12 protein-coding genes and 1 pseudogene are annotated in these 14,068 nt (G+C 69.5%); 7 read left to right on the top strand and 6 right to left on the bottom strand.

The features are described 5' to 3' along the window. Positions 1 to 2: 2 nt before the first annotated feature. On the bottom strand, positions 3 to 530 hold the full coding sequence (locus ABT354_RS32930; protein WP_351500642.1) for a hypothetical protein: 528 nt from the start codon (positions 528 to 530) through the stop codon (positions 3 to 5). Between the two features lie 1,182 nt (positions 531 to 1,712). Here ABT354_RS32930 and ABT354_RS32925 point away from each other — a divergent pair. Continuing rightward, positions 1,713 to 2,099: a DinB/UmuC family translesion DNA polymerase gene (locus ABT354_RS32925; protein WP_351500640.1), complete on the top strand. Its 387-nt coding sequence runs from the start codon at positions 1,713 to 1,715 to the stop codon at positions 2,097 to 2,099. Further along, complete coding sequence (locus ABT354_RS32920; protein ID WP_351500638.1) at positions 2,096 to 2,572, top strand: hypothetical protein; 477 nt, start codon at positions 2,096 to 2,098, stop codon at positions 2,570 to 2,572. The genes ABT354_RS32925 and ABT354_RS32920 overlap by 4 nt, the downstream gene beginning before the upstream one ends. A gap of 12 nt (positions 2,573 to 2,584) precedes the next feature. Here the strand turns inward: ABT354_RS32920 and ABT354_RS32915 are convergent, their stop codons facing one another. Beyond that, positions 2,585 to 3,688 (bottom strand): pentapeptide repeat-containing protein, encoded by a 1,104-nt coding sequence (locus tag ABT354_RS32915; RefSeq protein WP_351500690.1) that lies wholly within the window; start codon positions 3,686 to 3,688, stop codon positions 2,585 to 2,587. Positions 3,689 to 4,230: 542 nt separating this feature from the next. Then, positions 4,231 to 4,551, bottom strand: coding sequence for a hypothetical protein (locus ABT354_RS32910; protein ID WP_351500636.1), 321 nt, complete (start codon positions 4,549 to 4,551; stop codon positions 4,231 to 4,233). 772 nt (positions 4,552 to 5,323) lie between these two features. Here ABT354_RS32910 and ABT354_RS32905 point away from each other — a divergent pair. After that, a complete protein-coding gene (locus tag ABT354_RS32905) occupies positions 5,324 to 5,590 on the top strand; it encodes a type II toxin-antitoxin system Phd/YefM family antitoxin (RefSeq protein ID WP_351500634.1) in 267 nt (88 codons plus the stop codon). Positions 5,591 to 6,686: 1,096 nt separating this feature from the next. Beyond that, complete coding sequence (locus ABT354_RS32900) at positions 6,687 to 7,316, top strand: beta/gamma crystallin family protein (RefSeq protein WP_351500633.1); 630 nt, start codon at positions 6,687 to 6,689, stop codon at positions 7,314 to 7,316. Between the two features lie 1,524 nt (positions 7,317 to 8,840). Here ABT354_RS32900 and ABT354_RS32895 read toward each other — a convergent pair. After that, positions 8,841 to 9,172: pseudogene (locus ABT354_RS32895) on the bottom strand (ATP-binding protein); the annotation flags it as partial. 574 nt (positions 9,173 to 9,746) lie between these two features. Between ABT354_RS32895 and ABT354_RS32890 the strand changes: the two are divergent. From ABT354_RS32890 to ABT354_RS32880, 3 genes are all read left to right on the top strand, one after another. After that, positions 9,747 to 10,418 (top strand): DUF4291 domain-containing protein, encoded by a 672-nt coding sequence (locus ABT354_RS32890; protein ID WP_502983543.1) that lies wholly within the window; start codon positions 9,747 to 9,749, stop codon positions 10,416 to 10,418. A 72-nt stretch (positions 10,419 to 10,490) separates the two neighbouring features. Next, positions 10,491 to 11,900 carry an FG-GAP-like repeat-containing protein gene (locus tag ABT354_RS32885; RefSeq protein WP_351500629.1) on the top strand — a complete coding sequence of 470 codons (1,410 nt, stop codon included), beginning with the start codon at positions 10,491 to 10,493 and terminating at the stop codon, positions 11,898 to 11,900. Between the two features lie 150 nt (positions 11,901 to 12,050). Continuing rightward, the gene (locus tag ABT354_RS32880; RefSeq protein ID WP_351500627.1) at positions 12,051 to 12,233 is read left to right on the top strand and encodes a hypothetical protein; all 183 of its coding nucleotides are present in this window, start codon (positions 12,051 to 12,053) and stop codon (positions 12,231 to 12,233) included. 38 nt (positions 12,234 to 12,271) lie between these two features. Here ABT354_RS32880 and ABT354_RS32875 read toward each other — a convergent pair whose 3' ends face one another. Both ABT354_RS32875 and ABT354_RS32870 read right to left on the bottom strand, forming a co-directional pair. Next, positions 12,272 to 13,351 (bottom strand): sensor histidine kinase, encoded by a 1,080-nt coding sequence (locus ABT354_RS32875; RefSeq protein WP_351500625.1) that lies wholly within the window; start codon positions 13,349 to 13,351, stop codon positions 12,272 to 12,274. After that, entirely contained in the window at positions 13,344 to 14,060 is a 717-nt protein-coding gene (locus ABT354_RS32870; RefSeq protein ID WP_351500623.1) for a response regulator transcription factor, read from the bottom strand. The genes ABT354_RS32875 and ABT354_RS32870 overlap by 8 nt, the downstream gene beginning before the upstream one ends. Positions 14,061 to 14,068: the final 8 nt, after the last annotated feature.

The raw sequence follows: 14,068 nt of genomic DNA, 5'->3' as shown, positions 1-14,068 counted from the left end.
GATCAGCCGGTAGTGCCGCGCTGCCGGTACGCCGCCTGAAGCTCTTCCCTGGTGAGGGCGTCTTCCGCCGGCGGATGGGACGCCCCGACCGGTCCGCCGTAATCGGAGAAGACAGCGGTGAAGGGAAATTCGCCGCCGGTCACACGGAACTTGTGAACCGTCGCCGGTTCCCCGGCGGTGATGTAAAGGCTGCTGGCCGTGTCCCCCGTCCGTTCGGTGAAAGCCCAGAGCCGCCGCCCGTTCTGGGATACCAGTTCGCCCTCCGGTATCTCCTCCCCCTCGTCCAGTTCCGTGGGGAGCTGCTTCCAGACCTCACACATGTGAATACCCCTCTGGACGGCGGGCGCGGACGGTACGGCCTCGGTCCAGCGATCCCCGAACAGCTCCACATCCGCCTCCACCCGCCCAGGGTCCCGGCTGTCCCGGCCGACTGCCCTGAGCAGAGCCTTGCTCATTTTCAGATAGACGGTCTCGTCACGTGTCCGCATGAGCCGCATACTGCCCCGGCCGGGGTGGACGACCTCGCTCACACACTCCTTGCCACGGCTGCTCCGTACCGTGGCGCGCATCGGCACCCCGCCGTAGATCATGGTCAACTCAATGGTGGTGGACGGGGCCCGCCGGAAGGCCTTCAGTGCAGGGACGGCCGTGGTCTCCCAGACCGCCGGGCTGTTTCGCGCCTGGCTCTCCCCCGGCTTCCTCTCTTCCTCCGCGCGCTGCTTCTGGGGCTTGCGCGGTTCCTCTCCGGTGTCCGCGGCGCAGCCGACCGCGCCGAGAGCGAGGAGGACACCGGCGGACACGAGAACCCGGGCAGCGCGGGGCGGGACCATGGGCACAGACAGACCTTCCAGGGGATGCGGGGCGAACACAGGTTGCAACGGCCGCTGGTCCGACCCCGCGATGAGGTGGCGCCGGGGACGACCGGTGAAGATCTTCGCACCCGGCGAAGTCCAGCATGTCGCCCGGCCTTCCCCGAAAGCCGGGCGGCATGGGTACCCACGTCCGCTCCTCCCTCCCCCACCCGGACCACACCGCCCTGATCGACGTGACGCCCTCGCCTTCTCCGCCCATCCCACCACCCGCACACCCTCATCTCCTCCAGAGGGCCCGGACCGGGGCGTGACGGACCCCGGACGAGATCACCATTCCAAGAGACCTGCGCGGGTGCCAGGACGCGCAGGGCGGCCTTGTCCCGCGCGTGCCGGGAGTGCGTGACCTTGCTGTTCGAGTACAGCCCGAACAGGATCTGCCACCGCGCGTACCAGGGGCCGTTCGCGTCGGTCTCGGCACCCGCAGTGCAGGCGTCGTCCAGGATCCGGGCGAAGACGGCGTCCGGGTCCGCCCCGGTCACCCTGTCGGGTGCTCGCGTCCGGTGAGAACCGCCACGGCCCAGGTTCCGGTGCGCTGGAACGGGTGCATGATCAGCTATACCGGGGCGGGCGCGGCGGCGGTATGGGTCACGGAGCTCTCCCGGGGGGCGGCTGAACGGACCAACACCACGGACCCTGAGAGGTTACGCCCGCCTCTGCGGCCGGCGGGAACCGGATATCAGCCGGACCGGGCGGCTGCCCCAGGGCTGCACCTCACCGCACACACCAGCGACGCCGCCCGCGAACTCCCCCGCCTCACCGCCCCTCCAGCAGCGCACCGGCGCCGTCCCGGTCTCCAGCCTCGCCGCCGGTGGACACGGAGGGAAAGGCCGCGCTGCCCGCGTGCTCGGTATCACCGACGTCCAGGTCGGGCGCATCATCCGCGAGGACGAGCGGCGCCGCGCCGTCGTACCCGGCCGCGCGATGGAGTCGACCAGCGTCCGCGCCGACTTCCCTCGCGATGTCCCGGACGGCCCCGAGCTGCGCGCCGCCACCACGTTGCGGCTGGCCACGGAGCTCGGCTCACGCCTTCGCTCCCGCGAGCAGGCCGCGCGCACCGTGATGGTCACGGTCCGCACGGCCGACCTGCACGACCCGGCGAAGACCCGGACGCTGCCCGAAAGCACGCGGGTTCAGCCTGGCGAACGGGGCTGTCCAGGACGGCTCCGCTGCCGTGATCACACCAACTACAGAGTGATCGCTTCAAAGATCGACAGCATGGCACGATGACCACCATGTCAGGTCAAGTCTGGTTGTCACTCACATCGTTGGGCGGTGTCGTCCTCGGCGGCATACTGTCCTACCTGGTCCAGCACAGGACTCAACTCTCCGCAGAACGCGCTGAACAACAACGGCAGCAGAACGCCCTGTCGGAGGCTCGGCGCGCGGAACGGCTGGCGCTGCTGGAGCGGTTCATCGAGGTGTCGGCAGAGGCGGAGCGCACCGCATACAGCCGGCCTTCCGAGTGGGAGGACACCGATGCCTGGTACGTCACGACCCGGGACGTGACGTACCGCTTCTGGGTCGCGGACCGGCTCATCCGCATCCAGTTCCCCCCACCCGTGTACGACGCCGCGCACGCGCACTTCCTCGACCTCAACCGAGCTGTGTGGGAAGGCCTGCCCGACGGCGAGAGCGTACGGGACTACCTGGAGGGCAACCGGTCGGCGTTTCTCGACACGGCCCGCGCGGCGATGGGGTAGCCGGTCCCTCGGTCAGGGCATGGACCGCAGGGGCGGGTGCTGCGTTGTCATCCCTGAGGGCTGGAGCAGTGGCGCGGGTTCGGGGCCAGGGTCTTCGGCGACGACGACACCGGCGGCCACGTGATCAAATCCGGCCGGCCAGCGAGTGCGCTCGCTGGCCGCCGCGCCGGTCAGACGTGCCTGGAGAAGGTCGGCTGTGCTCAGGTCGGAGCCACGCAAGTCGGCCAGGCGCAGGTCGGCGCGGCGGAAGACAGTGCCGCCCGCGTCGGCCTTCCGCAGGTTCGCCTCGCGCAGGTCGGCCTCGGTGAAGTCCGCGTCACGCAAGTCCGTTTCGACCAGCCGTGCGCCCCGCAGGTCAGCCAGAACGCAGCGGGCCCGGCGCAGGATCGCTGTCGTGAGGTCGGCGTGCCGCAGGTTGACCGCGACGAGGGACGCCTGCGTCAGGTTTGCGTGGTACAGGCCCGCCGCCTCCATACAGGACCGGTCCAGGTTGACCTCGTGCAACCACAGTCCGTCGCAGTCGGCCCGGCGCAGGTCCGTGACGCTGAGGTTGACCCAGGACTGCTTCCGGGGCTGCTGCAACAACACGCCGAGCCCGGTCAGCGCCACCTGTGCTGCGGCGGCACGGACCTCCAGCGGCACGACGTCGTTGATGGGCACGTCCGTCGCTGGAGCTTCCGGTCCGGCGGGCGGCCAGGGCAGGTGTGTACGCAGGTAGGCGGCCTGAATGGAGATGACGGCCTCGCGGTCGCGAGCGGAGTGCTCCGCGATCCGCCACAGCGCGTGGAGCCCGCCGATGCGCGTCTCCAGCTTGTCACTGCCGAGCTGGTCGACGGCTGTGCTGAACCGGTCGGTGACATAACCCTCCTGGGTGGCGTGCAAGCCGTCCTGGCTGACCCGCAGTTGCCGCCAGGTGGCGTACGCGCCGAACAGCAGGACCATGCCGCCCACGGCCTGTAAAAGTGTCGTACGGACGTCGTTCACCGCTTTGAGCCGGTCCTGTGCAGCGACGCTCGCCCCGGCGAGATCATGATCGACCACCACACCGGGCAGGACGACGAGCACCGCGCCAAGAGCAGCCAGCCCCGCTGCCCCGGCCAGCACGGCCCCGATCACACGATGCCCGGCCAGCCGGTCGCGCCATGGCCTGCGACCGCGGTCCGGCTCCCCCATCTCCATGGGCATGGGAGCCTAGGCGCGGCTCAAGAGACGATCAAGATGCCCGACTTGGCGCGGCGCCATTCCACCACACGGTCCGGACCGCCCCGTGCTTCTTCTGCTGGTCTTGGAGTTCGTCGATGACGAGCCGCAGTCGATCGGCGTGCGGTAGTGGCCGCACGCGGCCGGAACGTGGCCCGCCGTCAACCACTCACTACTGGCCGCGGTCCGCCCCGCAGCGGGGGCACGGCCTCGTGGTCCAGTACGCCCGGCCGACCTGCTGGTGCAGCGGCCGACGACCACGGTTCCCAGCGGGCGCCAACCACGTGGCAGCCTCGATCAAGGCCAGCACAGCGCGTCGGGCCCACCAGGGCGGGCGCACTGCCCAGAGAGGACGGTCAGTACGGCGGTTGCGACGGCGACCTGGAGGGCGATCATCAGGACTACAGCAGTTCGTGCGGTTATGAGGGGTTCCTGGCCACGCTCGGGCGGTGATGTTGTCATCGCGGCCCGCCAAGGCTGTTCTCCCGGCGGCGCCATTCCTGGCCCAGCCGGATGAGCTTGCGCCGACTGCGCTCGCCCTGGTGTTCATCCTGCTGCACCAAGGCCGGTGCTTTGGTCCACGGCAGAGGCAGAGGGGGGTTCTCCGCCCAGGCTCGCACGACAGCCTCCTCCTGCTCATTCAGCCGGCTCACGGCATATCGCACCGGAGCGGTCTCGAACCGCTGCGCCCACGGCACGAGGCGGGGAAGCACCAAGTCCTCCGGCCCCGGCACCACGTCCGGCTGCTGCCAACCTCCTGGGATGTATCCGATCGCCATACCCCTGACCTGATGTTCGTACTCCCGGTCGCATGCCCGACGTGCGTACCAAGTAAGGCCCCGGCGGACCGACTGGCCATCAGCTAGGTCAGCTTTCTACTCCCATCTGCCCTCAAGCATGGCGACCGCGGTGAGCCTGCCTGGCAGATCTGCGGCACGGAGCAGCGATGCTTGCGCCTCGGACAGCCGGGAGGCCCGGTCCAGTCCAGTGGACAGCGCCGGAAGCATGCTGCCCGCCGACGATTTGCCGATCACTTCCGTGAAGTCCGGCAGCTGGAGGAGCGGCTGAAGGGATTCACCGACTCTGTCCAGCCAAATCCCGCACTTCTCCTTCGATTCCCCAAGCGGCGGAGGAGAGCCGTCGAGCGGAAAGAGACGTCGGAGCCCTGGACCACCGGCAGCGGCCCGGGGGTGACTGGCACCCGACTCATCCGTGGCACCGGCTTCGGTCAGCGACGTCTCCGGCAACACAGCATGCTTGAGCTGCTGACTGTCGCCGTCCACTGCCGAGCCCAGTGGGGAAGTCCCAGGCACGATCGAGCCCTCCTGTTCAGCTTGGGAAATTCTCTTCACCTACCCCTGACGGGAGACCGTCGAGACGGCAAACTTTTCCGCCGAAGTGATGCACGTCACACGGGGAGCGCACTCCGCCACCGTGTCGCGTCCTCGCCCGCTCGATCAGCGGCGCCGGGTGGGTTCTGCTGGATCCGGTCGGGTGGGACCTGGCCGGACCGGCCCTTGCGAAGGCGTCCTGGCCTCTAGCGTGGCGGGTATGACGGAGACGGCGTACTCGATCGCGCAGGCGCGGGAGCGGCTTGATGCCCTTGCCCGGGAGGTCGGCGCCACCGGCATCCGTGTCGCGCTCACCGGCGATGACGGGCGGGCTGTCGCGGCCCTGGTCAGCCCGGCCGATGTCCTGGAGCTGGAGGAGCTGCGGGCGCTGGCCGCCTACCGCGACCGCCAGGCGCTGGGCGAGCAGGCCGGGGTTCCGCACGAGGAGGCGGTGCGGCGGGTGTTCGGCGGCGGGGGCGCGGCATGAGGTACGAGGTCATCCGGGAGCCCGAGGCTCTCTCCCGGGCCGAGCACTTCGCCAAACGCGATCCCGGCGGAGTCCAGCGGGTGTTCACCGCCGTGGACCGGCTGACCGACAACCCCCGGCCGGGCAGAGCCGACCCCCATCCCACGACAGCGGGCGGCCCCGGGACCCCTCGGTCCGTGGCGAACGGCCGCCCGGTAGAGGCGGTGCCGGCGAGGTGCCGTCCACGGCGGCGGGACCGCACGGACGGCTGCTGACACGGGGTCGAGGTCGACCGGGAGGTCGGGGGCAGTATGTTCCCCAGCGGGCGATGGGTGCCTGGGAGGGCGTTGGCGAGATCGAGTTCGCGGGGACGGTCGCGGCTTCGCCCCAGTCTCCGAGCCGGATGAAGTCGCCGTTCCAGACGGCGTTGCCGGGGTAGGCGTCGCCGTGTGAGCCCGCGGCCGAGCGGGGAAGCGGGCCCTCGCCGTCGTTGGCCCGGTGCCTCAGTCCAGCGGCCCTTCGACGGTCACCCCACAGGCTTGGCCTGTTCCGGCCGTAGCCGCAGGTCCCGCGCGTGCGGGGGTGGGCCCGACAGCCCACCGGATACCGCGTACGGGATGGCCACCGGCCCCGTCGCCGCGCTCCTCAGCCCGGCCATCCACCAGCCGCCCCCGTACGCGCAGCCCGGACGTACAGTCGCTCCATCCGTCCCAGTAAGCAGATCAGAGATCGTATTTCCGCTGGTGGCACCGGGAGGGACAACGACAAGTGGCCGGTACGGGCCGTGTCCTCGGCCGACGGCGTCCCGGTGCTCATGGCGGTCCGGGACCCTTCGTACGCCCGCGCCGTCCCCGTCCATGACCTGGTAACGGCCCCGCCCGGGCCGGAACCGGGCCCGGAAGGTGGGCCGGGGCGGCGGTGCGCCCCGGCAGGTGTCGCCGGGGCGCGTGTCGTCGGAGGGATGTCGCTGGAGGGATGCGGTCGGGGCGGATGTCGCGATCATGAGGCAACCTTTCTGCCCCGCTCCTCCTCTCCTGTTCCGACGAATCATGGGGTGAACGGCCTTACCGGCAGGGCCGGTCGGGTCGCTCCGCCCTCACGGGAGATGAGGAAGATCATGAGAGTGAACACCGGTGTGGCCGGGCTCGTGGCCGCCGCGTGCGCGGGCGTCCTCCTGACGGCGTCGCCGACCACCGCGGCCCCCCGGGCCACGACTGGGCCCCACTGCGTCGCCCAGGCCGCCACGGGCGAAACCACCTGCTACGACACCTTCCGCGAGAGCATCGCCGCGGCGACCGGCGGCCGGATCACCGACGCACCCGCGACACCGCAGGAGGCCGCCGCGGACAAGAAGTTCCTGGACAAGATGAACGTACGCCTCAAGTCCACCGACGACGCGTCCGCCTCGAACCGCACCAATCCCATAGGCCCCAAGCCGTTCCACGGCGCCATTCTCTACGAGCACAGCCACCAGGGGGGCCGTTCCCTCACGCTCCGCACCGCGGACACCGAAGCGTGCATGAACGACGGGCGATGGGACGGCCAGGGCGGCCGGCTCGCCGACCACGGCTTCAACGACCTCACCAGCTCCGTGTTCGTGTCCAGGGACTGCCTCCTCGAACTGTATGCGAGCAACAACTTCAGAGGGATACGCAACCTCTACGACACCACGGAGTGGATCGGCGAGGCCATGAACGACCAGGCCAGCTCCTACCGACTGAAGGCACGCGGCGAGGTCATCCACTGATCCGCGCGTTCTCCGGGCGACGGCCCTATCGGCCCGAGGGCGGGCCCGTACGAGGACCCCGGCGCCACCATCGCCATCCGGCTCCACACCCCGCCCCCGTCCAGGAGCCATCGGGCAGACCCTCATAGACGCCGCCGGGTGATCCTGCCCGGCGGCGGCAGTTTCGGATGAGGAGCTACCCCCTGCGCGGGCAGGACGAGTATGGGACGCATCGTCCGCCGCGTGCCCCTCGACGAACTACCCCTGCGCGGGCGAGGAAGACACACTTCGTGACCTGCGGCGTTGTTACGTGATCATGCTGTTCTTCTTTACCTGCATCTGGGCGGACCCATACTGTGAGCGTCTGCTGTGCGGCAGATTATCTGTCGGAGCTGAGTCGGCGCTGCCGGTTCGCCGGAACGGGAACCGGCAGCGCCGATACCGGAGCTTCGGGGTCATTCCGGGCTGGGCGGTCGGCCGACGTGCTACTCCCTCTCGGCCAGGAACCGTGACCCTGAGGCCTTCGCCGCCCACGGCCAGGACGAGGGCAACACCGTGCGAGGACGGCGGACAAGGGCTCTAAGGGCGCCTTGATGCCTCGATCCGGGACCGATTCCCGCGCGGGCGAAGCAGAGCGTGCCCGTCGGTGGTCGTGGGTACGCCGGGCAGAGCGTGGCAGCGACCCAAGCGACGGAGCGCCAGTATCTGCACGGGCAGGACCGAGGCCTCCCGTCATGGACAACTCGGCCTGCCCCCTCGTATGGGGCTGATGATCATCACGTCCCATCCTGGATAAGCGGTGCGGATACCCGAACTGGTCGACGCGATGGCGTATGTGGACAGCTGCCCCTGTCTGGGCGGGGAGGAGATCGCTTTGGCCGCCCAGAACGGCTACGGCACCGAGCCTGCTCGTCGTCAAGGTCCACGGCCTGGCCGTCGCCGAACACACCCGCAGCCAGGGCATCGCCACCTTGGCTGCTTAGGTGAGACCGGAGAGCGATTGTCAGTGGCTTCGAAGAGCGGTTGACGGCAGGGCACTCTGAATATGTCGCTGAGAACTGAGAGCACCGGAGTCGGCTCGGTGGTGTGCGGTCCGACCGCGGAGGGTGTGTGGAGGTCAGTGGAAGGGTGCGTCGGAGTGCGGCGTGATCCGCTCATGGAGCATGTCATCGACCTTGATCAGGCAGCCGCAGTAATCGCTGAGCGGGCTGCGCGATGGGTGGTGGGCGGTCTCAAGGTTGGGCAGGTGACGTGACGGGACGAAACTGCGCCGTGGCCTCGGCGGCTTGAGACTGACCGGGCGCTCGTGTGTGATCCCGACTCGTTCGGTGTGCTCATCTCCGGCCCGGGGGATGCTGGGCTGTCTGTGGTGCTGTTCCGGGGCGGGTGGGCTGATGTGGACTACTTCGACGGCCTCGACGACGCCGGACCGATACAGGCGTTCGACATCACATCGGCAGCGGCCTTCGGCACCCAGCTCGATCAGTGGGTGCCGCGCGCCTTTGGGAACCTCAGTAGAAGCTGGTGTCGGCACCACCTTGGTGATCAGCTGGCAGTGGCTTGCTGCTCTGCGCGGGCGCGGGTGGTGGCGAGGCGTAGGAGTCGGTTCCTGTCTCGATGATGTTGCTCCCGAAGGTGAGGCGGTCGACGATGGCCGCGCAGAGGCGGGGGTCGGTGAAGGTCTTGGTCCAGCCAGAGAAGGATTCGTTGGAGGCGATGGCGATGCTGTTCCTCTCCTCGCGTTCGGTGAGGACCTGGAAGAGGAGTTCGACGCCGCGGCCGTCGAGTTCCATGTAGCCGAGTTCGTCGATGCATAAAAGATCGACGCGGCCGTAGCGGGCGATGGTCTTGGTCAGCTGCTTCTCGTCGGCGACATCACTCTCCCGTGGAAACAGGCGCTCTCGTAACTCATCAACAAAGCCACCACCTAACTGCTCAAGCGGGCCTGGCAGATCTATCACCAGCATGGCTACCGTCTGCCCAACGGTTCGTACGAAGCCGACCCGGCCTCGGCCCCTGCTGCACCGGGCTGCCCAAGGCACCGGTCGCGCCCTTCGTCCTGTTCCCGCTGTGGTAGTCCCGCTCGGTCTCAGAGATCCGGCCGAAGAAGGCCCGCAGGGGGTCCCGCCCGGTCTGGAGGAGGCCGTCCAGAAGCTGCTGACGTTCCTGTGCGAACTGCGGGTTCAGGTTCCGCAGCCAGCATCGACGAATCCCTTCCCGTACTAACCCGAGGCCCGAGGCGAGCCCCACGAGCGGCACCGGGCCCCGATGGCCATCACGGGCGTCGCGCCTCGGCGGGAACGCTAGCCGGCCAGTGTGGAGCTGGAGCTGATTCAGCGAACCATGGGGATGCAGGGCGGCTGACGGCACTTGGGATTCCTCTATGAGGGCCGTTCCTGGGCCGTTCGCCGTGTCCGGCGCGGTACGTGCACTTCGGCACCCGATAATCGGATGGCTTACGGCGAACGGCACGTGCACCCTGGTTCCGTGCGAGAACAGCAGGAACAGCGAGTACAGGAACAGCAGCGGTCGCAGGAGCCCACGTACCGGATCCGGGCCGTCCATACGGAATCCACCATCACCGTCTACCAGGCGTACCCGCCCCACATCGGCGGGCCCGCCGCCCGAGATGGCCGCTTTCCGGCCGCCTGGAAGCGGGACCGGATGACCTGGATCAAGCCGTCCTTCCTCTGGATGATGTACCGCTGCGGCTGGGGCCGGAAGGAAGGCCAGGAGACCGTCCTCGCGGTGGAGATCACCCGCGAGGGCTTCGCCTGGGCGCTGGAGTACGCCTGCCTCTCCCACTACGCGAGGGGCCTGCACCCCAGCCTCGCCGACTGGAAGCGCACTCTGAAGCGGGCACCGACCCGTGTCCAGTGGGACCCGGAACGCGACCTCCACCTCCGGCCCCTCCCCCACCGCTCCCTCCAGCTCGGCCTGAGCGGGGAGGCAGCACGGCGCTACGCGGACGAGTGGATCGTCTCGGTCACGGATGTGACGGGTCTGGCACACGAGGTGCACGGGCATGTACGGAACGGAGAGCTGGAAGCGGCGAAGGCGCTGCTGCCAGCCGAGCGGGAGTACCCGGTGAAGGAGGGGGCGTTGAGCCATCTGTGCCGGTGAACGATGCAGGGCGGGACGCGGGCGCCGTCGCCGCGCCCTCCGGCACCGTGAACGGTGTCGCGTGGGCGGGGCATGTCTCCGTGCTGTACGGGGCGAAGTCCGGGGCCCCGTACCAGCGGCGGCAGCTCATCCACCAGGACCAGCCGGGTATCCCGGGCGGAGCCGAGACAAGGGGACGGCTTCGGTGAGGCGCTCGCCACCGGCGATCTCGACCAGGACGGCTATACGGACCTGATCGTCGGCACCCCGGGAGAGGGCCTCGGCTCCAATGGCCCCGAGGCTGGCACAGTCATCGTGATCTGGGGCGGGCGTAAGGGTCTCGCGGACTCCGCGACGCTGACGGCGGGCCCCGGGCCGCACCTCGGTGCAGGGACGCATCTGGCGGTCGGCGACTTCGACGGGGACGGCGCCCACGATCTCGCTACCGTCGAGAACGCGGGCTCCATGATGGCGCTCTCCGGCCCCTTCAAGCGCGACGGCAGCCGCTCCGACTACGGCCATCTGAAGACCGGCGGCTACTTCACCATCGGCCTCGCCGCCGGGGATGTCGACCGTGACGGCCGCACCGACCTGGTCGCCCCGCGCCGTCACATCGAGGACCCCGACTCCCGTCATCTCGCGGTGTGGATGGGTGGCCCGAAGAGCGCCGGCCCCGAATACCGGGTGGTCACCGGCGCGAACGGCCTGGCCCTGCCCAGCGGGGACCACCTCGACCTGGGCGATGTGAACGGCGACCGGTTCGCGGACATCGTCATGGGCCGCCGGGACGGCTCCGACAGCGACCGCGACCTCCCGCCGGCGAAGGGCGGCATGATTACCGTGGTGCCCGGCTCCGCGCAGGGCGTGCAGGGCGCGAAGGCAACGCACCTCAACCAGGACAGCCCGGGGATCCCCGGCGTCGCCGTCGACGGCGACTGCTTCGGCTCCGGGATCTCGGTCGCGGACATCGACGGCGACGGGTACGAGGATGTCTCCGCCGGGATCGAGGGCAAGGACGTGGCCGGCCTGGACGGCGCCGGGGCGGTGGTCACCCTGTGGGGCTCGGCGAAGGGACTGACCGGTGCCGGGGCCCGGCTGTTCAGCCAGAGCACGCCCAGCGTGCCGGGCGCCTCCGAGCGGTTCGACCGCTTCGGCGCGAACACCCGGCTGCTGGACCTGAACGGCGACCACCGCGCGGAGCTGATCACCGCGGCGACCGGTGAGAACGAACGCGCGGGGGCGCTCTGGGTGTTCCGGGCGACGTGGACGGGGATCACCGCGAGCGGTTCGGTCACCTTCGGCAACGGCACGCTCGGCGCCCGTCGCCGCGCCGGACAGCCGCTGCACCGTTCTCGCCGCACTGATCGACGGCGTCGCTGCCGCCCCGTCCCTCGGCCCGACCCTCGGGCGGTACCAGGGCGCCGGGCCGGACCCGGCTCACGGGCTCTCCGGCCCCGACACCGCTGCTACTCGCGCCGCCCGTGGGACTGCACCCCGCAGTGACCTACCCCCTTGTGCGTTCGGGTGGCACACCGTTGTGGACAGTTGCCGGGCGAATGCTGCGATATCCGGCAATGCCGGCTGGTAGCCGTCCGAGGTATCCACGGTCAGCGTGGGGACGTCCAGGGAGATCGCCATGAAGGATTCGAGAGAGTGCTCTCCGGCAGCGATGGCTTCAAGCAGGTCCTGGTCGCCGCGGGCGGCCCGGTGCGTGTCCTCCTTGGCGCGCTGGATGATGCGGCCGTGGGCGAGGTCGGCCGCCGTGGTGGTGCAGCGGATGACGCGGAGGGACGCGAGGCCGGTGAGCGGCTTGAGGTTCGGCGGCGCTCGGCCTGATCGCCAAGAACAGCGCCGGCCCGAACGGGGAACGCTGCCTACGGCGTGCCGGGAAGCCGGACCGTGACGAGGAGGCCGCCGGCGGGGCTGGGGACGAGGTCGAGGGTCCCTTCGTGGGCACGGACGATGCTGTGCACGATGGCCAGGCCGAGGCCGGCGCCGGCGTGTTCGTCGGTGCGTACGCGTTCTGTTCCCCGCTGGAAGGGTTCGATGAGGGTCGGTACCAGTTCCGGTGGGAGTCGGCGACCCGTGTTCTCGACTCGCAGCACGCTCGTGTCGCGGTGCGCCTCGGTGTGGATCGTTACGGTGCCATCGGCGGGGAGGTTGTGGACGATGGCGTTCTGGACGAGGTTCGTCACCGTCCGCAACAGGAGCTCCGCAGAGCCGCTGGTCCGAGCCGGTCCGCCGGTGACATCCAGCGTGATCCGGCGCTGTTCGGCGAAGGGAAGCAGCGTTTCGGCGGCTTCTTCGGCGATGAGGGACAGATCGACGCTCTCGCGGGTGAAGTTTCCGCGGTCGCCGCGGCCGAGCAGCAGGAGGGCCTCGGTGAGGTCGGTCGCCCGCTGGTTGATTGCGTGCAGACGTTCGATGAGGTCGTCCGGTTCCCGCGTCGGGTCCTTGCGGGCGACATCGAGGAGCGTCCGTGAGATCGCCAGCGGGGTGCGCAGTTCGTGGGAGGCGTTCGCGGCGAATCGCTGCTGCTCGGCGACGTGGGATTCGAGTTGTTCGATCATCGAGTCGAACGCGTCGGAGAGTTCACGGAATTCGTCCTGGCGGCCCTTCATGCCGATCCGGTGGGACAGCGATCCGTTCTCGGCTGTCCGGACCGCATCCGTGATCTGTGTGAGTGGTGCGAGCATCCGGCCGGCGAGGATCCATCCCCCGACCAGCCCGAACACCAGCAGGAAGCCCATCGCCGCGGCTGCGGCGGGGCCGAAGACTTGCAGGAGGACGTAGCGGTTGGGTGCGACCCTGAGAAGACCCACATCGCTGTCCGGTACGTAGCGCAGGAGGAACCCCCACACCACGGCCAGCAGGAGAACGCCGGCGAGCAGAACGAATCCGGCGTAGCTGAGAGTGAGTTTCCATCGGGTGCTGAGCCCCGGGGGTCTATGCATACGGACTGCCGGGGGCGGCGATGTCCCGGTCCGGGGCTACGGTCTTCATACCGGTGTCGATCCGGTAGCCGACGCCGGGCACCGTGGCGATGACCCATGGTTCGCCGAGCCGTTTGCGCAGCGCGGAGACGGTGATGCGCACGGCGTTGGTGAAGGGATTGGCGTACTCGTCCCAGGCCCGTTCCAGCAGTTCCTCGGCCCTGACGACCCCGCCCTCGGCGGAGACGAGGACTTCCAGCACCGCGAACTGCTTGCGGGTGAGCGCGACATAGCGCTCGTCGCGGAAGACCTCCCGCCGGAACGGGTCGAGCCGCAGGCCCGCGATCTCGCGCACCGGAGGCCGGGCGTACCCGCGTCTGCGGTCCAGCGCCCTCAGCCGCAGGACGAGCTCCCGCAGCTCGAACGGTTTGGTGAGGTAGTCGTCGGCGCCGAGCTCGAAACCGGACGCCTTGTCGTCGATCCGGTCGGCAGCGGTGAGCATGAGGATCGGGATGCCGCTGCCGGAAGCGACGATGCGCCGGGCGACCTCGTCGCCGGAGGGTCCGGGGATGTCACGGTCGAGGACCGCGATGTCGTACGAGTTGAGGCCGAGCAATTCCAGGGCCGCGTTGCCGTCGCCGGCGATGTCGGCGGCAATCGCCTCCAGCCGCAGACCGGCACGGACCGCCTCGGCCAGATAGGGCTCGTCCTCAACGATCAGTACGCGCATGCGTGAAG

This window comes from Streptomyces sp. NPDC000594, from assembly GCF_040299965.1.
Classification (GTDB): Bacteria; Actinomycetota; Actinomycetes; order Streptomycetales; family Streptomycetaceae; genus Streptomyces.
This window is presented reverse-complemented; position numbering and strand designations above follow the sequence as displayed.

Excerpts from the sequence above, each read along its gene's own strand:
- ABT354_RS32920 (WP_351500638.1), top strand. The coding sequence starts at position 2,096 with ATGACCACCATGTCAGGTCAAGTCTGGTTGTCACTCACATCGTTGGGC.
- ABT354_RS32910 (WP_351500636.1), bottom strand. The coding sequence starts at position 4,551 with ATGGCGATCGGATACATCCCAGGAGGTTGGCAGCAGCCGGACGTGGTG.
- ABT354_RS32905 (WP_351500634.1), top strand. The coding sequence starts at position 5,324 with ATGACGGAGACGGCGTACTCGATCGCGCAGGCGCGGGAGCGGCTTGAT.
- ABT354_RS32900 (WP_351500633.1), top strand. The coding sequence starts at position 6,687 with ATGAGAGTGAACACCGGTGTGGCCGGGCTCGTGGCCGCCGCGTGCGCG.
- ABT354_RS32890 (WP_502983543.1), top strand. The coding sequence starts at position 9,747 with ATGGCTTACGGCGAACGGCACGTGCACCCTGGTTCCGTGCGAGAACAG.
- ABT354_RS32885 (WP_351500629.1), top strand. The coding sequence starts at position 10,491 with ATGTCTCCGTGCTGTACGGGGCGAAGTCCGGGGCCCCGTACCAGCGGC.
- ABT354_RS32875 (WP_351500625.1), bottom strand. The coding sequence starts at position 13,351 with ATGCATAGACCCCCGGGGCTCAGCACCCGATGGAAACTCACTCTCAGC.
- ABT354_RS32870 (WP_351500623.1), bottom strand. The coding sequence starts at position 14,060 with ATGCGCGTACTGATCGTTGAGGACGAGCCCTATCTGGCCGAGGCGGTC.